Source organism: Micromonospora sp. WMMD956, from assembly GCF_029626125.1.
GTDB lineage: Bacteria > Actinomycetota > Actinomycetes > Mycobacteriales > Micromonosporaceae > Micromonospora > Micromonospora carbonacea.
On record NZ_JARUBI010000005.1, the window covers coordinates 4,465,865 to 4,487,449 of the forward strand.

15 protein-coding genes and 1 pseudogene are annotated in these 21,585 nt (G+C 73.7%); 11 read left to right on the forward strand and 5 right to left on the reverse strand.

The annotated features are described in order from the left end of the window. The first annotated feature begins 38 nt into the window (after positions 1-38). The 7 genes and pseudogenes from O7628_RS20240 to O7628_RS20270 all read left to right on the forward strand — a co-directional run bounded on the left by O7628_RS20240 (position 39) and on the right by O7628_RS20270 (position 10,081). The gene (locus tag O7628_RS20240; RefSeq protein WP_178063726.1) at positions 39-1,322 is read left to right on the forward strand and encodes an extracellular solute-binding protein; all 1,284 of its coding nucleotides are present in this window, start codon (positions 39-41) and stop codon (positions 1,320-1,322) included. Between the two features lies 1 nt (position 1,323). Beyond that, on the forward strand, positions 1,324-2,265 hold the full coding sequence (locus O7628_RS20245; protein WP_278132810.1) for a sugar ABC transporter permease: 942 nt from the start codon (positions 1,324-1,326) through the stop codon (positions 2,263-2,265). A gap of 68 nt (positions 2,266-2,333) precedes the next feature. Beyond that, complete coding sequence (locus tag O7628_RS20250) at positions 2,334-3,176, forward strand: carbohydrate ABC transporter permease (protein ID WP_278136359.1); 843 nt, start codon at positions 2,334-2,336, stop codon at positions 3,174-3,176. After that, on the forward strand, positions 3,173-5,641 hold the full coding sequence (locus tag O7628_RS20255; protein ID WP_278132811.1) for a glycoside hydrolase family 2 protein: 2,469 nt from the start codon (positions 3,173-3,175) through the stop codon (positions 5,639-5,641). The genes O7628_RS20250 and O7628_RS20255 overlap by 4 nt, the downstream gene beginning before the upstream one ends. A gap of 155 nt (positions 5,642-5,796) precedes the next feature. Beyond that, the gene (locus tag O7628_RS20260; RefSeq protein WP_278132813.1) at positions 5,797-7,869 is read left to right on the forward strand and encodes an FAD-dependent oxidoreductase; all 2,073 of its coding nucleotides are present in this window, start codon (positions 5,797-5,799) and stop codon (positions 7,867-7,869) included. Positions 7,870-7,952: 83 nt separating this feature from the next. Next, a pseudogene (locus tag O7628_RS20265) lies at positions 7,953-8,273 on the forward strand (metalloregulator ArsR/SmtB family transcription factor); the annotation flags it as partial. Between the two features lie 179 nt (positions 8,274-8,452). Then, positions 8,453-10,081, forward strand: a complete 1,629-nt coding sequence (locus tag O7628_RS20270; protein WP_278136360.1) for a SulP family inorganic anion transporter — start codon at positions 8,453-8,455, stop codon at positions 10,079-10,081. Positions 10,082-10,201: 120 nt separating this feature from the next. On the opposite strand, the gene O7628_RS20275 is transcribed toward O7628_RS20270, so the two are convergent. Then, positions 10,202-10,672 (reverse strand): DUF2690 domain-containing protein, encoded by a 471-nt coding sequence (locus tag O7628_RS20275; RefSeq protein WP_278132815.1) that lies wholly within the window; start codon positions 10,670-10,672, stop codon positions 10,202-10,204. 135 nt (positions 10,673-10,807) lie between these two features. On the opposite strand from O7628_RS20275, the gene O7628_RS20280 reads away from it, so the two are divergent. Then, the gene (locus tag O7628_RS20280) at positions 10,808-11,734 is read left to right on the forward strand and encodes an XRE family transcriptional regulator (protein WP_278132816.1); all 927 of its coding nucleotides are present in this window, start codon (positions 10,808-10,810) and stop codon (positions 11,732-11,734) included. 25 nt (positions 11,735-11,759) lie between these two features. Here O7628_RS20280 and O7628_RS20285 read toward each other — a convergent pair whose 3' ends face one another. From O7628_RS20285 to O7628_RS20295, 3 genes are all read right to left on the reverse strand, one after another. Continuing rightward, positions 11,760-13,157, reverse strand: a complete 1,398-nt coding sequence (locus tag O7628_RS20285; protein ID WP_278132818.1) for a stress response protein — start codon at positions 13,155-13,157, stop codon at positions 11,760-11,762. Between the two features lie 336 nt (positions 13,158-13,493). Next, a complete protein-coding gene (locus O7628_RS20290; RefSeq protein ID WP_278132820.1) occupies positions 13,494-13,688 on the reverse strand; it encodes a DUF397 domain-containing protein in 195 nt (64 codons plus the stop codon). Continuing rightward, entirely contained in the window at positions 13,681-14,565 is an 885-nt protein-coding gene (locus tag O7628_RS20295) for a helix-turn-helix transcriptional regulator (RefSeq protein ID WP_278132822.1), read from the reverse strand. Before O7628_RS20295 ends, O7628_RS20290 begins: the two co-directional genes overlap by 8 nt. A gap of 262 nt (positions 14,566-14,827) precedes the next feature. Between O7628_RS20295 and O7628_RS20300 the strand changes: the two genes are divergently transcribed. After that, positions 14,828-15,079, forward strand: coding sequence for a hypothetical protein (locus tag O7628_RS20300; protein ID WP_074473757.1), 252 nt, complete (start codon positions 14,828-14,830; stop codon positions 15,077-15,079). Then, entirely contained in the window at positions 15,076-16,932 is a 1,857-nt protein-coding gene (locus tag O7628_RS20305) for a hypothetical protein (RefSeq protein WP_278132823.1), read from the forward strand. The genes O7628_RS20300 and O7628_RS20305 overlap by 4 nt, the downstream gene beginning before the upstream one ends. A 122-nt stretch (positions 16,933-17,054) precedes the next feature. Here O7628_RS20305 and ilvD read toward each other — a convergent pair whose 3' ends face one another. Further along, positions 17,055-18,902, reverse strand: a complete 1,848-nt coding sequence (ilvD, locus tag O7628_RS20310; RefSeq protein WP_278132826.1) for a dihydroxy-acid dehydratase — start codon at positions 18,900-18,902, stop codon at positions 17,055-17,057. A 110-nt stretch (positions 18,903-19,012) separates the two neighbouring features. Between ilvD and O7628_RS20315 the strand changes: the two genes are divergently transcribed. After that, positions 19,013-21,463 (forward strand): EAL domain-containing protein, encoded by a 2,451-nt coding sequence (locus O7628_RS20315; protein ID WP_278132828.1) that lies wholly within the window; start codon positions 19,013-19,015, stop codon positions 21,461-21,463. Positions 21,464-21,585: the final 122 nt, after the last annotated feature.

A 21,585-nucleotide genomic window follows, 5' to 3' on the forward strand; every position in this document is an offset into this window, starting at 1 on the left:
TCGATGTCGGGAGCGTTCCACCATGCTCGGAGGATGACATGAGACGGTCCTGGAGCCACTGGGCCCGCGCGGTCGCCGTGGGGGCGGTCGGCCTGACCCTGGTGGCCGCGTGCAGCGGCCGGAGCACCACCGGCGGCGGCGACGCGGATGGCGGCACGGTCACCCTGAAGATCAATTTCTGGGGCGACTTCGGGCTCCAGGACCTCAAGACCAGGTACGAGGCCGCGCACCCCGACGTCAGGATCCAGCTCAACTCGGGCGAGTACAACGCCCAGCACGAGGACCTCCAGAAGAAGCTCGTCGCCGGCTCGGGCGCGGCGGACATCGCCGCCATCGACGAGGGCTACGCCGTGCAGTTCCGCAGTCAGTCCGACAAGTTCGTCAACCTGCTGGACAAGGGCGCCGGGTCGTTCGAGAGCAAGTACCTGCCGTGGAAGTGGAAGCAGACGCTCTCCGCCGACGGCAGGACCCAGATCGGCCTCGGCACCGACGTCGGCGGCCTGGCCATGTGCTACCGCACCGACCTCTTCAAGGCCGCCGGGCTGCCCACCGACCGCGACCAGGTCTCCGCGCTGTGGCCCACCTGGGACAGGTTCATCGAGGTCGGCCAGCAGTACACCGGCGCGACGGGGAAGAAGTTCATCGACTCGGGCACGAACCTGTTCAACCCGATCCTCGGCCAGCAGCAGGCCGGCTTCTACGACGAGCAGGAGCAGCTCCGGATGGACGGCGGCCCCAAGGTCGCCTTCGACTACACCGTCAAGGCGCTCCAGGCCGGCATCTCCGCCAAGCTCGTCAGCTTCCAGGCCGACTGGGACAAGGGCTTCACCAGCGGCGCGTTCGCCGTCCTCGCCTGCCCGGCGTGGATGCTCGGCCACATCAAGGACACCGCCCCCGGCACCGAGGGCAAGTGGGACATCGCGGCCGTGCCCGGCGGCGGCGGCAACTGGGGCGGCTCGTTCCTGACCATCCCCAAGCAGAGCAGGCACGTCGACGAGGCGTACGAGCTGCTGGAGTGGCTGGTCCAGCCGGAGCAGCAGATCGAGATCTTCAAGAAGGTCGGCAACCTGCCGTCGCAGCCGGCCCTCTACGCCGACCCGGCGATCGCCGAGTTCAAGAACCCGTTCTTCACCGACGCCCCGGTCGGGCAGATCTTCCCGAAGATGGCGCAGGGCCTCACCCCGCAGTACCAGGGCAGGAAGAACGGCCCGACGCGGGTGAACGTGGAGAACGTCATCCGGCGGGTGGAGAACGGGACGCTCAAGCCGGACGCCGCCTGGGCCGAGGCGGTCAAGGAGGCCGAGAAGGCCAGCAGGTCCTGACATGCCCGACACCCGGCGGCTCGCCTGGCGCGACCGGCTGTACCGCTTCGACATGCGCTACCTGCCGTACCTGATGATCGCGCCCTTCTTCCTGCTGTTCGCCGTCTTCGGCCTGTTCCCGTTGCTGTTCAACGGCGTGGTGGCGCTGCGCAACTACGAGCTGGACGACCCGACGCTGCCGTACTGGGCCGGGCTCGACAACTTCACCCGGCTCGCCGGCGACGAGGACTTCTGGAACGCCCTCTACAACACCTTCGGCATCTTCCTGCTCTCCTCGGTGCCGCAACTGCTGCTCGCCCTGGTGCTCGCCTCGCTGCTCAACCGCAGGCTGCGTGCCCAGACCTGGTGGCGGGTCGGCGTCCTGCTGCCGTACGTCACGCCGATCGTCGCCTCCACGATGGTGTTCAGCGTCTTCTTCTCCCGCGACTTCGGCCTGGCCAACTGGCTTCTCGGCCCGTTCGGCGGGGGCGACGCGCCGATCGACTGGCGGGCCGACAAGCTGCACTCCTGGATCGCCGTCGCCACCATGGTCAACTGGAAGTGGATCGGCTACAACGCGCTGCTCTACCTCGCGGCCATGCAGTCCATCCCCCGCGACGTCTACGAGGCGGCGGCGATCGACGGCGCGGGCCCGTGGAAGCAGCTCTGGCAGATCACCGTGCCGATGATCCAGCCGGTCGTCGTGTTCACCGTCGTGCTCTCCACCATCGGCGGGCTCCAGCTCTTCACCGAGCCGATGCTGTTCGACCTCAACGCGCAGGCGGCCACCGGCGGCCCGAACGGCGAGTGGCAGACCATCGCCCAGCTCATCTACAAGGTGGGCTGGAAGGACCTCAACCTCGGCTACGCCGCCGCGATGTCCTGGGCCCTGTTCCTGATCATCCTCGTCATCGCCGGCATCAACACCTGGCTGACGAGCCGCCTGTCCGGAGGCCGCACATGAGCGCCGTCGACACCGCGCGCAGGCCCGTCGCGCAGGTCCCCGCGCCCCGGGGCCGGCGGGCCCGGCTGATGGGCCGCGCCCCGCAGGACACCCCGGCGGGCCTCGGCACGTACCTGCTGTTGGCCGTGACGATCCTCTTCTCGGTCTTCCCGCTGTACTGGATGTTCGTCATCGCCACCAGCGACGACGAGGCCCTCGCGATGATCCCCCCGGCGGTCGTGCCCGGCGACCGGTTCCTGGTCAACCTGGAGGAGGTCTTCTCCCTCCAGGACGTCTTCTTCGCCGCCGGCCTGATCAACAGTCTCATCGTCTCCACCGTGGTCACCGCCTCGGTGCTGTTCTTCTGCTCGCTGGCCGGCTTCGCGTTCGCCAAGCTGCGGTTCAAGGGCAGCGGCTGGCTGATGCTGTTCGTGGTGCTCACCCTCACCGTGCCCAACCAGCTCGGCATCGTGGCGCTCTACATCGTGATGGGCAAGCTCGGCTGGAACGGCACCCTGCTCGCCGTCGTCGCGCCCGGCCTGGTCACCGCGTTCGGCGTGTTCTACATGCGCCAGTTCATCGTCAACTCCGTCCCCGACGAGCTGGTCGAGTCGGCGCGGGTGGACGGCGCGACCACCATGCGGATCTACTGGAGCATGGTGCTGCCGGCGATCCGGCCCGCCCTCGCGGTGCTCGGCCTGCTGACGTTCGTGGCCACCTGGAACGACTTCCAGTGGCCGCTCATCACGCTCAGCGGCACCGACTTCCCCACCTCGATGGTGGCCATTTCCGACCTGGCCAGCGGCAACTACGTGATCTACCGGCGGGTGCTGGCCGGCGCGTTCGTCGCCACGATTCCCCTGTTGGTCATGCTGTTCGTCGGCGGGCGTCAGATCGTCCGCGGAATCATGGAAGGCGCGGTGAAGTCGTGATCCGGCAATCGTTGCACGAGGGTTGGCTGCTGCGGGCCGTCGCCGGGGGCCAGGCGCCGCCGCAGGTGGCGAGCCGGTCGGTCCCGGCGAGCGTGCCCGGCTGCGTGCACACCGACCTGCTCGCCGCCGGGCTGATCCCCGACCCCTACCTCGACGACAACGAGACGGCGCTGGCGTGGATCGGGCGCACCGACTGGGTCTACGAGACCACGTTCGACGCGCCGACCGGCGACGCCGACCGGGTCGACCTGGTCTGCGCCGGCCTCGACACGGTCGCCACGCTCGCCGTCAACGGCGTCGAGGTCGGCCGCGCCGAGAACATGCACCGGGGCTACCGGTTCGCCGTGGCGGACGCGCTGCGGCCGGGGGCCAACACGCTGACCGTCCGGTTCGACTCGCCCTACCGCTACGCCGAGGCGCACCGGGACCGGCTCGGCGACCGGCCCAACGCGTACCCCGAGCCCTTCCACTACATCCGCAAGACGGCCTGCAACTTCGGCTGGGACTGGGGGCCGACGCTCGTCACCGCCGGCATCTGGCAGGAGATCGGCCTGCACGCCTGGTCGACGGCCCGGCTCGCGACGGTCCGGCCGCTGGTCACCGTCGCCGACGGTGTCGGCCGGGTCGAGGTGGTAGTCGAGATCGAGCGCGCCGCCTCCGGGCAGGCCACCGCCGGCGAGCCGGTCACCGTCCGCGCCACGGTGGCCGGGGCCGCCGCCGAGGCCGTCGTCGCGGCGGGGGAGCGCACGGCCGCGCTGACCGTCGAGGTCCGCGACCCCGCGCTGTGGTGGCCCCGGGGGTACGGTGACCAGCCGCTGCACCCCCTCGACGTGAGGCTGCACGCCGCCGACGGCCGGGAGCTGGACGCCTGGTCCCGCCGGATCGGCTTCCGCACCGTGCGCCTGGACACCGCCCCCGACGCGTACGGCTCCGCGTTCACGCTGGTCGTCAACGACGTGCCGGTCTTCGTCCGGGGGGCCAACTGGATCCCCGACGACGCGTTCCCCGACCGGGTCACCCGGGCGCGGCTGGCGCACCGCTTCGACCAGGCCGTCGGTGCGAACATCAACCTGCTGCGCGTCTGGGGCGGCGGCCGGTACGAGTCGGAGGACTTCTACGAGCTGGCCGACTCCCTCGGGCTGCTGGTGCAGCAGGACTTCCTGTTCGCCTGCGCGGCCTACCCGGAGGAGGAGCCGTTCCGCTCCGAGGTGGAGGCCGAGGCGCGCGAACAGGTCACCCGGCTGGCCGCCCACCCGTCGCTGGTGCTCTGGACGGGCAACAACGAGAACATCTGGGCCTGGCACGACTGGGGCTGGCAGGAGCGCCTCGCCGGGCGCACCTGGGGCCGGGGCTACTACCTGGAGCTGCTGCCGGCGATCGTCGCCGAGCTGGACCCGACCCGCCCGTACTGGCCGGGCAGCCCCTGGTCGGGCTGGTCGGACCGGCCCGGATCGGCGGAGATCCACCCCAACGACCCGGCGCACGGCAGCATGCACATCTGGGACGTGTGGAACACCGACGACTACACCAAATACCGCGAGTACCTGCCCCGGTTCGTCGCCGAGTTCGGCTACCAGGCGCCCCCGGCGTACGCGACGCTGCGCCGGGCCATCTCCGACGACCCGCTCGCCCCCGACTCGCCGGGGATGGCCCACCACCAGAAGGCCATCGACGGCGACGCGAAGCTCCGACGGGGCCTGGACGCGCACCTGCCCCCGCCGGCCGACTTCGCCGAGTGGCACTACTTCACGCAGCTCAACCAGGCCCGCGCCATCCAGCTCGGGGTGGAGCACTTCCGCTCGCACCGGCCGGTCTGCATGGGCGCCATCGTGTGGCAGCTCAACGACTGCTGGCCCGTCACCTCCTGGGCGGCCGTCGACGGCGACGGCCGGCGCAAACCGCTGTGGTACGCGCTGCGCCGCGCGTACGCCGACCGGCTGCTCACCGTCCAGCCCCGCGACGGCGGGCTGGCGCTGGTGGCCGTCAACGAGACCGGGCAGCCGTGGCGGGCCCCCGCCGCCGTCACCCGGGTCACGGCCGACGGCGAGCCGAGGGCGAAGTCGGCGTACGACCTCGACGTGCCCGCGTACGGGAAGGTGGAGCTGGCGCTGCCGGCGGACCTGGCCCGGCCGGAGGAGCCCCGGCGGGAGCTGCTGGTCGCCGAGGCGGGCGACGCCGGGCGGGCGTTCTGGTTCTTCGCCGAGGACCGCGACGCCGACTGGCCGGCGGCGGAATACGACGCCACGGTCGAGCAGGTCGACGGCGGGCAGCGGGTACGCGTCACCGCCCGCACGTTCCTGCGCGACCTGACCCTGTTCCCGGACCGGCTCGACCCGGCCGCCGAGGTCGACGAGGCCCTGGTGACGCTGCTGCCGGGGGAGTCGGCGACGTTCACGGTGCGGGCCCCGCGCCCGCTGCCCGCGGCGGCCCTCACCGCCCGCCCCGTCCTGCGCACGGTGAACTGAAAGGAGGGGCCCCTTGTTAACGCTTTCTGTATAGGAAGGGGCCCCTCCAATCACCCCGCAGGCGCTTGACAGCAGCCGAGCGCATGCACGAAAGTCGATGCGTTCCCGAGGTGCGGCGGCGCGCGCCTTTCCCCTCTCCCCGAAGGGCCTGCGCGATGCCGCTCCCGCTCGACCGCCGCCGCCTGCTGCGCCTCGGCGGCGCCACCCTCCTCGCCCCCGCCGTCACCGGCCTCGGCCAGCCGGCCCGGGCCGCCGCCGGCCCCGGGCTGCCCAGCGCCGGGTTGCCCGCCGCCGGCCGGTCCGCCCGCACCGCCGCCACGGTCACCGCCGACCTGGTCGTCTACGGCGCGACGTCGGCCGGGATCATGGCCGCCGTGCAGATGCGCCGGCTGGGGCGCACCGCGCTGATCGTGGAGCCGGGCGGCCACGTCGGCGGGCTGACCACCGGCGGCCTCGGCTACACCGACAGCGGCACCAGCGCCGCCATCGGCGGCCTCGCCGGGGAGTTCTACCGCCGGGTCCACGCGAAGTACGCCGGCACGGCCGTCACCCCCACCTCCCCGATGCGGCTGGTCTTCGAGCCGCACGTCGCCGCCGCCGTCTTCGCCGACCTGCTCGCCGAGCACGCGATCCCGGTCCACCTCGACGCCCGGCTCGCCGCCGTGACCCGCGCGGGCGACCGGCTCACCGGCCTGGCCACCGACGACGGGCGGCTCTTCGCGGGCGGCATGTTCGTCGACGCCACGTACGAGGGCGACCTGATGGCGGCGGCCGGGGTGCCGTTCACGGTGGGCCGGGAGGCCAACTCGGTGTACGGCGAGACGATCAACGGGGTGCAGCTGCGCGGGGCGCACCAGTTCACCCTGCCCGTCGACCCGTACGTGACGCCGGGCAACCCCGCGAGCGGCCTGCTGCCCGGCATCTCCGCCGCCCCCGTCGCGCCCAACGGCACCGGCGACGACCGGATCCAGGCGTACAACTTCCGGATGTGCCTCACCCGGGCCGCCGACCGGATCCCGTTCCCGAAGCCGGCCGGCTACGACCCGGCCGACTACGAGCTGCTGCTGCGCTACGTGCAGGCCGGCTACACCGGCCCGTTCTTCACCACGCAGAGCGTCGGCGGCGGCAAGACCGACTCCAACAACACCGGCGCGTTCTCCACCGACTTCATCGGGGCCGGCTACGCGTACCCGACGGCCACCTGGGCGCAGCGGGACAGCATGGTGGCCGAGCACCGGGCGTACCAGCAGGGTCTGCTGTGGTTCCTGGCCAACGACCCCCGGCTGCCGGCGTCGGTCCGGGCCGACACCGCCGCCTGGGGCCTGGCCGCCGACGAGTTCACCGCCACCGGTGGCTGGCCACCCCAGTTGTACGTCCGCGAGGCGCGGCGGATGCTCGCCGACTACGTGATGACCGAGCGGGACTGCCGGGGCGCGGTGCGGGTCGCCGACTCGGTCGGCCTGGCCAGCTACACGATGGACTCGCACAACTGCCAGCGGGTGGTGGTGAACGGGGTGGTGAAGAACGAGGGCGACGTGCAGGTGGGGGTGCCGGGGCCGTACCCGGTCAGCTACCGGTCGATCGTGCCCGCGCAGGGGCAGTGCGCCAACCTGTTCGTCCCGGTCTGCCTGGCGGCGAGCCACATCGCGTACGGCTCGATCCGGATGGAGCCGGTCTTCATGATCCTCGCCCAGTCCGCCGCGACGGCGGCGAAGCTCGCCCTCGACGCGGGCGTGCCGGCGCAGCGGGTCGACGTCGGCGCCCTCCAGGCCCGGCTGCGTGCCGACGGGCAGATCCTCACCTGGCCGCCCGTCGCCGAGGGCGAGATCGTGGTCGACAACCGCGCGGCCGGGGTGACCCGGGGCGGGGCCTGGGTGGGCAGCACCGCCGTCGGCGGCTACTACGGCACCGACTACGAGCACGACGGCAACACCGGCAAGGGCGTCAACCGGCTGCGGTTCACCCCGGCGTTGCCGGCCGCCGGCACGTGGACGGTCCAGCTGCGCTGGACGGCCGATCCGAACCGGGCGAGCAACGTGCCGGTGGACGTGGCGCACGCCGGGGGCGTGACCACCCGCACGGTGGACCAGCGCGGCTCGGGCGGGCAGTGGGTGTCGCTCGGCGCATACGAGTTCGCGGCGGGCTCGGCGGGCAGCGTGCTGATCCGCACGGAGGGCACCGACGGGTACGTGGTGGCCGACGCCGTCCGGTTCGTCCCGGCGGCCTGAGGGGGCGTCCCCGCTCTTCGACTTGAAGATTTCTGCAAGTGTTAAAGTCTTCACGTATGGGTCGTCGAGCGGGGAGTCCCCAGGTGTCCGTGCCGCTGTACCAGGCCAAGGCCGAGCTGTTCCGCACCCTCGGGCATCCCGTGCGCATCCGCGTGCTCGAACTGCTCCAGGACGGGCCGAAGCCCGTCCGCGACCTGCTCGCCGCCATCGACGTCGAGGCGTCCAACCTCTCCCAGCAGCTCGCCGTGCTGCGCCGCGCCGGCATGGTCGCCTCCCACCGCGACGGCCCCCTGGTCGTGTACTCCCTCAGCACCCCCGACGTGGCCGACCTGCTGGCCGCCGGGCGGCGCATCCTCGGCGCGGTCCTCACCGACCGCGACGCCCTCCTCGACGAGCTGCGCGCCGACGCCGTGCCGGCTGCGGGCTCCGTGCCGTCCGCCGGCTCCGTGCCGTCCGCCGGCTCGGCTCCGGCCGTCAGCGGGGAGGCCGGCGCGCGGCCCGGAGTGGTCCGGTGAGCGCCGCCACCGCCGTCACTGCCGCCGCCGCCGCCGCGACCGCCGCCGTCCGCGACCGCGTCCTCGGCCTGCTGCCCGGCCGCGCCGACTGGCACGCCGTACGCCGCTCGCCCCGCCGCGACCTGCTCGCCGGCCTCACCGTGGCCATCGTCGCCCTGCCGCTGGCCCTCGCCTTCGGCGTCACCTCCGGGCTCGGCGCGCAGGCCGGGCTGGTCACCGCCGTCGTCGCCGGTGCCGTGGCCGCCGTCTTCGGCGGCTCCAACCTCCAGGTCTCCGGCCCCACCGGCGCGATGACCGTGGTCCTGGTGCCGGTGGTGCAGCAGTTCGGCCCGACCGGGGTGCTGATGGTCGGCGCGCTGGCCGGCCTCCTGCTGATCGCCCTCGCGCTGGCCCGCCTCGGCCGCTACGTCCGCTATCTGCCGACCCCCGTCATCGAGGGCTTCACCGCCGGCATCGCCGTGGTCATCGCCCTGCAACAGGTGCCCGCCGCGCTCGGCGTGACAGACGCGCACGGCGAGCGGGTGTGGGCGGTGGCCGCCGACGCGGTCGCCCGGTTCGTCGTACACCCCCGGCCGGCTGCCCTCGCGGTGGCCCTCGGCGTCGCGGCGCTGATGCTGCTCGGCGGCCGCTGGCGGCCCGGCGTGCCGTTCTCCCTGGTCGGGGTCGCCGCCGCGACGATCCTCGCGGAGACCGCGCCGGTCGACCTGGTCCGCATCGGCGCGCTGCCGCAGGGGCTGCCCGCGCCGTCGCTGAGCTTCCTCGACCCCGGCGCGGTCGGCGTGCTGCTGCCCTCCGCGCTCGCCGTCGCCGCCCTCGCCGCGCTGGAGAGCCTGCTGTCGGCCACCGTCGCCGACGGGATGACCGTCGGCGAGCGGCACGACCCGGACAAGGAGCTGTTCGGGCAGGGGCTGGCCAACCTCGCCTCCCCGCTGTTCGGCGGCATCCCGGCCACCGCCGCCATCGCCCGCACCGCGGTCAACGTGCGCGCCGGGGCGTCGTCGAAGCTGGCCGCGCTGACCCACGCCGTCGCGCTCGCCGCGATCGTGCTGGCCGCCGCGCCGCTCGTCGGCCGCATCCCCCTCGCGGCGCTCGCCGGGGTGCTGCTCGCCACCACCGTACGGATGGTCGAGGCCGCCTCGCTCCTGGCGCTGGCCCGCGCCACCCGGGGCGACGCGCTGGTGCTGGTGCTCACCTTCGCCGTCACCGTGATCTGGGACCTGGTGACCGCCGTGGCCGTCGGCATCGCCGTGGCGGTCGTCATCGCGCTGCGCGCGGTGGCCCGCAGCGCGCGGCTGGAGCAGGTGCCCCTCGACCGGGGCGAGCACAGCGCCGAGGAGCACGCGCTGCTGGCCGAGCACATCGTGGCCTACCGGCTGGACGGGCCACTCTTCTTCGCCGCCGCCCACACCTTCCTGCTCCAGCTCTCCGACGTCGCCGACGTGCGGGTGGTCATCCTGCGGATGTCCCGGGTGTCGGCGCTGGACGCCACCGGGGCGCACGTGCTGGGCGACGCGATCCGGCGGCTGCGGGGCCGGGGGATCACCGTGCTGCTCTCCGGCATCACCCCCGGCCACGACCAGGTGCTCGCCACCCTCGGGGTGGCCGACGAGCTGCGCCGCGACGGGCTGGTCTTCCCGGACACCCCGGCCGCGATCGCCCACGCCCGGGGCCTGCTGCGCGGCGCGCCCACCGCCTGACGACCTTTGACGGCTTCGGCGGCTCCTGACGGCTTCGGCGGCTCCTGACGGCTTTGGCGGCCGCTGACGGTCGCCGTGTCGCTCAGCCCGCGCCGACGCCTGGGTCGACGCCCGCGCCGGTCACGCGCAGAGCGGCGTGCTGGTGTACGTCACCCCGCCGTAGACGACCTCGCCGACCGCGCAGATCACCGAGTTGTCGCCGTAGAGCTGGTCGCCGTAGTACTGCGCGCCGGTGCCGCCGTACCACGGCGTCGACTTGTACGGGCTCTCCCGGTAGGCGCTGACCTTGACGCTGTTCGGGGTCACCCGGTTGTTGATCCGGCCCCAGTTGGTGCCGCACGATGCGCTGTAGCGCAGCTCCACCACGGCCAGCGTCGTCGCGCCCTTCATGATGTACGCGGGCTGGCTGGTCGCGTTGCGGGCGTCGGCCGAGCAGCCGGTGCTGATCGGGTCGCTGCCGTCGCAGCCGGAGGAGGGGCAGGCGGCGCTCGCCGGGCTCGCCACGAGCAGGCTGGCGGCGGCCAGGGCACCGGCGGCCACGACGGCCAGCGCCCGGCGGGCGGCCCTCGGCGTACGGGATGCGGTAGTCATCTTTCCTCCACAGTGGATAGCCGATCTTCGGCAACGAATCGACCTCCATCTCTACCTTCCGCGGGCGGTCGTCTCTACGCTGTGTGGCGCTGGACAATCAATGCCGGCGCTGGTCAATCAATCCGAGGAGCCAGGATGGCCCGGGCGGAGCGCCCCCTCGACCCCGACGCCGACCCCGTGCAGGCCTTCGCCGCCGAGCTGCGCAGGCTGCGCGAGCAGGCCGGACGGCCCACCTACCAGGCGCTGGCCCGCCGGGCCCACCGCTCGTCCAGCTCGTTGTCCGAGGCGGCCGGCGGGCGGAGGCTGCCCACCCTCGACACCACCCTCGCGTACGTCCGCGCGCTCGGCGGCGACGAGGCGGCCTGGGCCCGCCGCTGGCGGCAGGTCGCCGCAGCCGCGCCCGCGGCCGGGCCCGGAACGGGCATCGTGGCCGGGGCGGCCGGGCCGCCCGCCGAGGCGCTGCCGCCCCCGGCACCGGTTGACCGGTCCCGCCGCCGGCTGCTGCTCCCCGCCGCCGGCGCGGGGCTGCTGCTGGCACTCGTCGTCGGGCTCGCGTCGCTCGGCTGGCGCTCCGCGGACCGCCCGCCGCCCGCCCCCACCCCGCCGGCGGGGGCCGGGTCGCCGACGTCCACCGGGCCCGCCCCGGCCGTCGAGGTGCGCGACGGGGCGGACCCGAAGGACGCCGGCTGCGCCGCCGACCCCGCCGTGGCGACCGTGGACAGCGCCGCCGTGCTGGTCGACGAGCGGGTCGTCGGCATGGTGGAGCTGCGCTACTCGCCCGCCTGCGGGGCGAGCTGGCCCCGGTTCATGCCGGCCCCGGCGGGCACCCCGGCCGTGCCCCGGCCGGCGCGGGTGGTGCTGACCGTCACCGACGGCGACGCGCCGGCGCGCAGCCGGGACTTCACCATCGACTACGCCGGCATCTCGTCCTACGGCAACCTGCTGACCAGCACCCGGAGCTGTGTCTGGGCCGAGGTGCGGATCACCGGCGACGGCTGGACGTCGCCGCCGGGGCGCACGGGCTGCTACCGGGGCGCCACCCAGGTCCGCCCGATCCCCTGATCGACGTCACCAGTCCAGGTCCCGATCATGCCTCCGGCTGGCCGACGGTCGCACGGCGCTCGGCCCCTGCGGGCGGGGTGTCGAACTCCGGGCTGTCCTGGGAGGAGATGGCGGTGGAGACGAGGCTGGCGGACACCGGCTGCACGGGGGTGACATCGTCGGGCATACGGAGCCGTGGGGGCGCGGGCATCCACGGCTTGAGGTTCTGGATGATCTGCTCGTAGAAGTCGTCGATCGCGTGCAGCACGGAATCGATGAACGCACCCCGTCCAGTGCCGCGCTTGGTGCCCGCCGTGGTGCTCTGGGCGACCCGGAAGGCGCGCAGCTCACGGGACGGGTCGGCGATCAGCGTGATGGGCTCCTCGCGGATCCGACGCAGGAGATCCGTGGCGCCGCCGCCCCGGGCATGCATGGCGAACGCCTCGACCCGCACAGTATCCGGTGCGTCCCTCAACTGGCGGACCAGCCAGTTCACCCTCGTCGTCGGCCGGCCCGAACGGGGGGCGTCAACGTCGACATGGCAGACGATCTGCCCGGCCCGCAGGTCGGCCATGACCTGAAGTGCACCGACCGCACCGGGAATCCTGATGCTGCCGGTCAGGGTTCCGGTGCTGACGAGCTGGTTCACCAGCGACTGGGTGCGGCCGGCCGGATCGGCGAGATCCTTCCGGCTCAGCGCGGGGGTGACCTCGGTGCCCAACTGTCGGCCGAGACGAAGGCAGGCATAGCGGATCAGCGCGTCGAAGCGACCGGCCACCTCCGCCGCGCCGCCGTCGTTGGCCCGTAGGGTCCCGGCGGACACCCCGTCACGCACCTGCACCCACGCCGGCCCCATGTCGCTGAACTCCAGCGCGCCCGAGCGGGGGTGCTCCAGGTACCTGATCAACTCGCCGAGGACCCAGGCCTGATCCGGGTCGGCGACGCCGCGATACTCCTTCTGGATCACCGCCTGGGTCAGGATCTCCGTCCAGGGCAGGTGGTACAGGGCGACCTTGCGCAGCTTCCGGCGATCGACGGTCGTCGGATGCTGGCCCGGGACGGGGGCGATCTCGTTGGAGATCGTGATGAGGGCGTCGAAGCCCTGCTCCCGAGCGATGTCGAGGTAAGCCTCCAACTGGTCGGTCCGCAGCGTGTTGCTGCCGGTCTTCACCTCGACCAGCGCGGTCCACTGCCGTTGCCCTCGGGTGACCCGGATCAGGCCGTCCGGGAAGAGTTGCTGGGTGCCGAGCTTGAAGGGCACCTCGATGAAGGTCTGCACCGTCCCGGCCGGCGCTCCGAGGGACTGGGTCAGGACGCGCCCGAACTCCCGCACCGCGCTCATCACCGCCAGCAGGGCGGAGGTCGCCCGCCGTTCCTGTTCCTCTGCGCCGTTGATGCCCGACGTGGGGATCAGGCGGGCAGCGAGCCAGGTCTCCTCAGACATGCGACGACTCCTCGTGAAGGCGGTGGTACGAGAAGTTACTCGGCGGACAGGGTAGAAACCGGCGCGACTGTTGGCGCGAACGAACGGAAGAAGCTGCCTGGTCGGGAGTCAGTCGATCCGCCCAGCCGGCTGCTGCTGTCGGACGGAGATGTCGACATCATCGCTTTGGTCCATGACGACACTTCTGTCCGCTAGCCGACTGCGGTCGGCCAGCGAAGCACGATGATGGCTCGACGGCTCGGGGTGGCCTGAAGGGCGCTGCCCTGCGGCGGGCCGACCCTACAGACGGCGGTTATCGGGTGCGGCAGCGTCGACGCCTGCCGCACCCGGCTGCCGTCAACCCATGTGCCCGACCTGGTTGGTGAAGGTGGTCCAGGCGGCGGGGGTGAAGGTGAGGGCCGGGCCGGCAGGATCCTTGCTGTCGCGTACGGCGACGATGCCGGGCAGGTTGTCGGCGACCTCGACGCACTCGCCGCCGTTGCCGCCACTGCGGGTGCTCTTGCGCCAGCGTGCGCCGCTCAGATCAGCCATGGTGGACCTCCCCAACAATCTTGTCGATCAGTTGCCTCGATTGTTCCTTGTCGAGGGCGAGCGCGAGCAGGCTCGCCCAGGCCTTCTCATAGGCGGCGAATTCGCCCGGCCGGTCGAGGTAGAGCGCCCCGGTCCATGACTCGCTGTAGACCACCGATGGATCCGGGGTGCTCCGGTTTCCGAGTGGGAAGTCGAGCAGGACGAACTCGCCACCGACCGCGCCGTGATGCGGGCCGGAGATCAGGGGCAGGACGCGGATCGAGACGCTGGGCAGCTCGCTGAGCTGAAGCAGCCGCCGGAGCTGGTCCGCCATCGTGGCCGAGCTGTCGACTGGGCGGAGCAGGACCGACTCGCAGAGCACGACCTCCACCTGTGGGGCCTTCGGCAGGCGGCGGGTCAGCAGCGACTGCCGTTGCAGGCGAAGCTCGACGGCGCGCTCCCGGTCGTCCTCGCTCATCTCCGGCTGGTCGATCCGGTAGATGCCCAGCGCATAGTCCCGGCTTTGCAGAATGCCCGGCACGAGACTGTTCTTGTAGAAGCGTAGCCTCGACGCGGCGGATTCGAGGCCGACGTACAGCTCGAACCAGTCGGGAATGGCGTCGCCGTACGCGTGCCACCACCCCTTCGCCTTCGTCTCGCCGGCCAGCGCGACCAGCGCCCGCGTCAGCTCGTTCTTCGCCCGGTAGAGCTCGCACATGGCGCGCACGTCGATGCTGCGCGCCGCGCCGAGCCCGCTCTCGATGCGCCACACCTTCTGCCGGCTGCACTCCAGCGCCTCGGCGGCGGCGTCCAGGGTGATGCCCGCCTCGGTGCGCAGGTCACGTAGTGCTCTGCCGAGCCGGCGGCGGGGCACCGTCGATCCCATGTCCTCGGCCATCGGCCTCCTTACCCGTTGCGTTTTGCAACATCCCGACGCCCCATTCTGGAACACCGAATGTTGCGGACGATTAGCGGAACAGTGTGCGGGGACATTCGTTGTGATAGCGCCTCCGACCCTACAAGATGGCGTTGTCAAAGGCGATGGTCGTGGAATTTCCACAGCCCATCATTTGCCGCATCGAATGGTCGTTCAGGAGGTGCGCCGTGCGCGCGATTCCCCATCAGATCCGCCCGGGCGGCACCCACTCGGCGACGCCCCGGTGAGCGGGCGCTGGGTGGCGCACCTGCCGTTCACCGCCGCCGACCTGAGCGCGGCCCACCGGTTCGCGGCGGCGCTGGCCCGCTCGGTGACGTTCCTGTCGCAGGTGGACGCCGGTGAGACGACCGTCTCGGCCGAGGACGAGCAGGGCGTACGCCATCGGGTCTTCTGCGACCTGCCGCTGCCCGGCGGGCCGCGCTGCGCGCGCCGCGTCGACCACGACGGGCCCTGCACGGCCCGGCCGCCCCGGTGACCGGCGCGCCCACCGTGGCCTGCCCGGCCTGCGACGGCACCTCCCCGGCCGGCTGCCACCGTTGCGCGCGGCGGGGCCTGCGGCGCGCGCAGCTCGTGCTGACCGTGGCCAACCTCGACACCGGCGCGGTCGCGTCCCACGAGGTGCTGCCGAGCAACCTCGACCCCCGTCCGGTGGCGGCGGGCGGCTGGGCGGCCGACCTGACTCCCCGGGTACGCGAGCTGGCCGCCGAGGCCGGCGTCGCCGCCACCGTGGAGCCGGTGGTCGTACCGATGCCGACGGCCTGGCGGCCCGACCTGCCGGCGGCCGAGCGGCGGGAGCTGGCGGCGCGGGGCCTCGCGGCGGCGGCCCGGCCGGCGTGGCGGGTGTGGGTGGGCCGGTCGACCGCCCCGCCCCCGGTCGACCCGGCGCGGCGGCTGGGCCGGCTGTGCGCGCTGGCCGACCTGCTCCTGCTCGACCTGGTCGTGGAGGCCCGCCGGCACGGCGACGCCCTGCGCTGGGCCGTTCGCTACGAGGTGCCCGGCTCCCCGGTGCCCGACCTGCCGCCGGAGCCGGGCTTCGCCGACCTGGCGGCGGCGCTGGCCGACACCGACGTGGGCGACGCGCTGACCGGGCTCGGCGAGCGCGGCCGGGACGCCCCCGCACGGCAGCTCCGCCCCGACCCGCTCCGGCCGCTGATCCCGGTGGCGGCGAACGTGGCGCGGGTCGCCCGGCGGGTGCGCGCCGACTGCGCGGGCCGGGCGGGCGGCGGGCGTCTGCCCGGCGCGCAGGCCGTGTGGCGGGCCGGGCGCTGGTGGCACACCGGCCTGCGCCCCGGCGGGCCCGCACCCGACCTGGCCGGGCAGCCCACCGGCCTGCGCCGCAGCCGGCCGCACCGGCCCGACGGCCTACCCCGAAACCGGACGCCGCTGCGCCGGGCCGCCGAGCCGCCGGACCCGCCCTGGCTCGGCGAGCCGGTGCCGTCGCGGCCCTGCCCGGCCTGCCGCCCCGCCCGCCGCCGGGTGGCCTGGGCGCTGTCCTGCGCCACCTGCGCCGGCACCGGCCGGGTGCACCAGGCCGCGCTGGTCACCCTGACCGACCTGCGGTGCCGGGTGGTGCACCTCGCGTGGCGTGCCGGCGTGCCGGAACCCGTGTCGGCGGTCAGCGTCAGGCCGGGCGGCCGGTCGGTGGTCCGGCTCCCCGACCGCTACCGGCTGGGTGCCTGGGCGACCGTGTTCGGCGTACGCCCGGAGGACCTCGCCGAGGCCGACGGCGGCCACGCGCTCCCGCCGGACGTGCGCGACGGCTACGTCGCCCTGCCCTGGGCCGGCGCGGACCCGGTGGGTGAGCAGGTGGCCGCCGTCGGCCCGGCGCTGCCCGCCGCGCGCCTGCTGGTCACCGCCGTACGCCCCGACGCGCCACCGCTGGCCGAGCTGCTCCGGCTGGCGTGCGGTCTGGACCTGGCGCTGCTCGTGAACGTGCTCGACCTGCGGCGGCACCCGGCCGCGCCGATGCGGGCGCACGGGGTGCTCTGGTCGGTCGACCTGCGCGCGCCGGCCGCCCCGGTGCGCCCCGACGACCTGCCCGACCTGCCCAGCCTCGCGGCGGCCGTGGCGCACTGCCTGGAATGCCTCGACGTCACCCTGCCGGAGACCGCGCCGGCCGACCCCGGGACGCCGGTCCCGGTGCCCCGGTCGACGCCCTGCCCGCTGCCGCCCGACCCGGTGCCGGGGCTGCGGCGGCTGGCCGCCCGGCACGCCGGACGCCCGCTCAGCGTCCGGTTCACCCGTGCCGGTCGCACCGTCCACCGCCACGATGAAGGCGTGCGGCTGCTCGCCGAGGGCGTCGACCTGCCCGATCGTCGGCTGACGTGACTGCCGGGGAACAGGATGTGCGACGCGTGCGGGCCTGGCCGGCCGACCGGCGCGGATCCGGCAGCGGGGTGGTGAGAAGGGGCCCCTTCTATACGCCAGGCGTTAACAAGGGGCCCCTCCTTTCACTCGGGCACTCGGCGGTAGGCGCCGTCGCTGGCCGACGTGGCCATCGACGCGTACGCGCGCAGCGCCGCCGACACCGGGCGCTGCCGGTCGGCCGGCGTGTACGGCTTGGGGCGCTTCTCCTGCGCGATGCGCCGCGCCTCCAGCACGTCCGCGGGCACGTTCAGCTCGATGGACCGGCCCGGGATGTCGATGACGATCTCGTCGCCGGGCTCGACCAGGGCGATCAGGCCGCCGGAGGCCGCCTCGGGGGAGACGTGCCCGATGGACAGTCCCGAGGTGCCGCCGGAGAACCGGCCGTCGGTGAGCAGCGCGCAGGAGCGGCCCAGCCCCCGCCCCTTGAGGAACGAGGTCGGGTAGAGCATCTCCTGCATGCCGGGGCCGCCCTTGGGGCCCTCGTAGCGGATCACCACCACGTCGCCGGCGACGATCTCCTTGGCCAGGATCGCCGTGACGGCGTCGTCCTGCGACTCGTAGACCTTGGCCGGGCCGCGGAAGGTCAGGCACTCCTCGGGCACGCCGGCGGTCTTCACCACGCACCCGTCCGGGGCGAGGTTGCCGTGCAGGATGGCCAGCCCGCCGTCGGCGCTGTACGCGTGCTCGCGGTCGCGCACGCAGCCGCCGGCCGCGTCGGTGTCCAGCGTCGACCAGCGGTTGGTGGTGGAGAACGGCTCGGTGGTGCGCACCCCGCCCGGGGCGGCGTGGAACAGCTCGATCGCCTCGGGGGTGGCGGAGCCGCCGCGGACGTCCCAGTCGGCGAGCCACTGGGCGAGGGTGGGGGAGTGCACGGCGTGCACGTCGCGGTGCAGCAGCCCGGCGCGGTCCAGCTCGCCGAGGATGGCGGGGATGCCGCCGGCGCGGTGCACGTCCTCCATGTGGTAGTTCGGGGAGTTCGGCGCGACCTTGGCCAGGCAGGGCACCCGGCGGGAGACGGCGTCGATGTCGGCGACGGAGAAGTCGAGCTCGGCCTCCCGCGCGGCGGCGAGCAGGTGCAGGATCGTGTTGGTGGACCCGCCCATGGCCACGTCGAGGGCGATGGCGTTCTCGAACGCGGCCCGGTTGGCGATCTGCCGGGGCAGCACGGAGGCGTCGTCGCCGTCGTACCACCGCTTGGCGATCTCCACGACGGTGCGCCCGGCCTCGACGAACAGCGACCGGCGGGCGGCGTGGGTGGCCAGCGTCGAGCCGTTGCCGGGCAGGGCCAGGCCGATGGCCTCGGTGAGGCAGTTCATCGAGTTGGCGGTGAACATGCCGGAGCAGGAGCCGCAGGTCGGGCAGGCGGACCGCTCGATCTCGCCGAGCTGGTCGTCGGTGACCGCCTCGTTGGACGAGGCGATCATCGCGTCGATCAGATCGATCTTGGAGTGGACGATCCCCTCGATCGCCACCGTCTTGCCGGCCTCCATCGGGCCGCCGGAGACGAAGACGGTGGGGATGTCGAGCCGCAGCGCGGCCAGCAGCATGCCGGGGGTGATCTTGTCGCAGTTGGAGATGCAGACCAGGGCGTCGGCGCAGTGCGCGTTGACCATGTATTCCACCGCGTCGGCGATCAGCTCGCGGCTGGGCAGCGAGTAGAGCATGCCGCCGTGGCCCATGGCGATGCCGTCGTCCACGGCGATGGTGTTGAACTCGCGGCCGACCCCGCCGGCCTCCGCGACCGCGTCGGCGACGAGGCCGCCGAGGTCCTTGAGGTGTACGTGGCCGGGGACGAACTGGGTGAAACTGTTGGCGATGGCGACGATCGGCTTGCCGAAGTCGTCGTCGGTCATCCCGGTGGCCCGCCAGAGGGCCCGGGCGCCGGCCATCGTCCGACCGTGGGTGGAGGTCCTCGACCGCAGCTCAGGCATGGGTCCAGTCTTGCACCGTCGGAGGGGCAACCGCCGGGGCGCGGCCCCGTGTCCCAACAGTTGCACACCCGGCCCCCCATGGACACGGGGCATCCGGCACAGTTGGGAGCGTGCACTTCCCCCCGGGCCTGATCGCCGTCGTGGTGCTGAGCGGGCTGGTCGCCGTCGGCGCGACCGCCCTGTTGGTCGTCTCCGCCCGGCGCTCCGGCCGCCGGTGCGGGCGGGCCGCCGGGCTGGTCGCCGTGGCGGGGGGCTTCGCGGTGGCCGGCCTCGCGGTCGGGCTGGCAGTGGCGCTGACCGGCGAGCACCTGGCCCACCGCCAGGGGCAGCGCACCGGCTGGGCCACCCTGGTCTCCGCCGGGGTCGCGGCGAGCGCGCTCGCCTTCGGCGCGGGCCTGCTGCGGCTGCCCGGCGCGGGGGCGACCCGCGCGGCGACGGCCCGCCTGGTCCTCGACAGCGTGACGATGGCCACCGCCCTCTGGTTCGTGGGCTGGGTGCTCTTCTCCGAGCCGACCCGGCTGCTCGGCGCGGCCACGCCGATGGCCTGCGCGCCGATCCTGCTGGCCACCGTCAGCGTCGCGCTCACCGCCGGGCTCACCCTGATCGTGCTCCTGCGGGCCGCCCGGCCCCGCCGCCTGCTGGCCCTGCTCGGCACCGGGATCACGGCGGTGACCTCCGGCGGGCTCGGCATCGCCGGCGGGCTCTGCCAGGCCGTGCCGGGCATGGTGCTGGCGGGGGCCGTGCTGCTCGCGGCGGGGCTGCTGACCGCCGCGCTGGTCGTGCGCCGGGCCGACCCGCCGGGGCAGCTCGACGTCGACCTGATCGGCTCCGACGGCGCGTACGCCTTCGTGCCGATGGGCGCGATGGCCGCCTCCGCGATGTACCACCTGCTCCAGGGCGGCCGGTTCGACGCGCTGGGCATCGTCGCCGGCAGCCTGGAGGGCTTCGCGCTGGTGGCCCGGCAATACCTGGCCCTGCACGACGTGCGCCGCTACGCGGGCCGGCTGGCCGAGCGGGAGGCGCACTTCCGCGAGCTGGCGCACACCGACCCGCTGACCGGCCTGGCCAACCGGCGGGGGCTGCTGCGCGCCCTGCACCAGGCGACCGGCTCCGGCGACCCGTGCGTGCTGCTCGGGCTGGACCTGGACGGCTTCAAGAACGTCAACGACATGCGCGGGCACGACGTGGGCGACGAGGTGCTGGCGGAGGTGGGCCGGCGGCTGCGCGGCAACCTGCGCCCCGACGACCTGGCCGCCCGGCTCGGCGGCGACGAGTTCGCGGTGCTCGTGCCGGGCCGCCCGGCCGAGGCGGGGCGGGTCGCCGAGCGGCTGCTCGGGGTGCTCGGCGACCCTTACGACCAGCCGGGCGGGCCGGTGTTCCTGTCGGTGAGCATCGGGGTGGCCGGGCTGCCCGACGAGCCGGACACGGAGCTGCTGCTGCGCCACGCCGACCTGGCCCTGCGCTACGCCAAGCAGCGCGGCAAGAACCGGATCGAGCACTACGACGGCGCGTACGACAAGCTCTTGCGCCGCCGCACGACCGTGGAGCACGAGCTGCGCGGCGCGATCGAGCGCGACGAGCTGCGGCTGGTGTTCCAGCCGGTGGCGTCGCTGCCCTCGGTGCGCCCGGTGGGGGCGGAGGCGCTGCTGCGCTGGCACCACCCGGAGCTGGGCCACGTGCGCCCGGACGAGTTCATCCCGCTGGCCGAGGAGTGCGGGATGATCGCCAAGCTCGGCGCGTGGGTGCTGCACCAGGCGTGCTACCAGCTCTCCCGCTGGCTGGCCGACGGGCACGACGTCTGGGTGTCGGTGAACGTCTCGCCCCGGGAACTGCACGCCCCGGAATACGTGGTGCAGGTCGCCGACGCGCTGCGCGCCCACCACGTGCCGCCGCAGCGGCTGGTGCTGGAGGTCACCGAGCACGCCGTGGCCACCGACCTCGACGAGCTGATCCGGCGGCTGACCGCGCTGCGGCGCACCGGCGTCCGGATCGCCCTCGACGACTTCGGGGCGGGATATTCGTCACTCGGCCAGCTCCGCCGGCTGCCGATCGACATCCTCAAGATCGATCACGGGCTGGTGGCCGAGCACGAGCCGGTCCGCCCGGCCGGCGCGGACGGCCCGCCCTTCGCCCCGATGGTGGACATCGTGATGCGCCTGGGGCACCAGCTCGGGCTGGAGGTGATCGCCGAGGGGGTGACCAACCCCACCGAGCTGGCCGCCGTGGTCGCCGCCGGCTGCCGGTTCGGCCAGGGCGCGCTCTTCGGCTGGGGGGTGCCGGCCGAGCACCTGGAGGCGATGCTGGAGGCGGCGACGTCGTCCGGGGCGCGCCGTTCCCCGGTGCCGGCCCCGGCGGCCCCGACCGGGCCGCCGGCCCCGGTGCGGCCGGCGCGTCTGCCCGCCCAACGCGCGGACTGGGAGGGGCCCGCCCCGCGGGCCGACTGGGACGGGTCCGCGCAGCTCGCGGGGGGTGCGGGCGGCGCGTCGGGGCAGGACGCGCCGACATCCGTTAACCAAAATGTGGGATCAGTTGACTCATCGCGTGAGATGCGGCAGGCTTGACCGCATGTCGTCGAACCGGTCTCCGCGAGTACTTACCTGAGCGCACTCTCCGTCGTCGAGAGTGCGCTGGCCCCGTGCATGTCTGCACGAGGGCCGTTTTTATTGCCATCGGACCCCCATCG

Coding starts and splice junctions, on each gene's coding strand:
- O7628_RS20250 (WP_278136359.1), top strand. CDS start 2,334: ATGGGCCGCGCCCCGCAGGACACCCCGGCGGGCCTCGGCACGTACCTG.
- ilvD (WP_278132826.1), bottom strand. CDS start 18,902: ATGCCTGAGCTGCGGTCGAGGACCTCCACCCACGGTCGGACGATGGCC.
- O7628_RS20240 (WP_178063726.1), top strand. CDS start 39: ATGAGACGGTCCTGGAGCCACTGGGCCCGCGCGGTCGCCGTGGGGGCG.
- O7628_RS20290 (WP_278132820.1), bottom strand. CDS start 13,688: ATGGCTGATCTGAGCGGCGCACGCTGGCGCAAGAGCACCCGCAGTGGC.
- O7628_RS20285 (WP_278132818.1), bottom strand. CDS start 13,157: ATGTCTGAGGAGACCTGGCTCGCTGCCCGCCTGATCCCCACGTCGGGC.
- O7628_RS20275 (WP_278132815.1), bottom strand. CDS start 10,672: ATGACTACCGCATCCCGTACGCCGAGGGCCGCCCGCCGGGCGCTGGCC.
- O7628_RS20280 (WP_278132816.1), top strand. CDS start 10,808: ATGGCCCGGGCGGAGCGCCCCCTCGACCCCGACGCCGACCCCGTGCAG.
- O7628_RS20245 (WP_278132810.1), top strand. CDS start 1,324: ATGCCCGACACCCGGCGGCTCGCCTGGCGCGACCGGCTGTACCGCTTC.
- O7628_RS20295 (WP_278132822.1), bottom strand. CDS start 14,565: ATGGCCGAGGACATGGGATCGACGGTGCCCCGCCGCCGGCTCGGCAGA.
- O7628_RS20260 (WP_278132813.1), top strand. CDS start 5,797: ATGCCGCTCCCGCTCGACCGCCGCCGCCTGCTGCGCCTCGGCGGCGCC.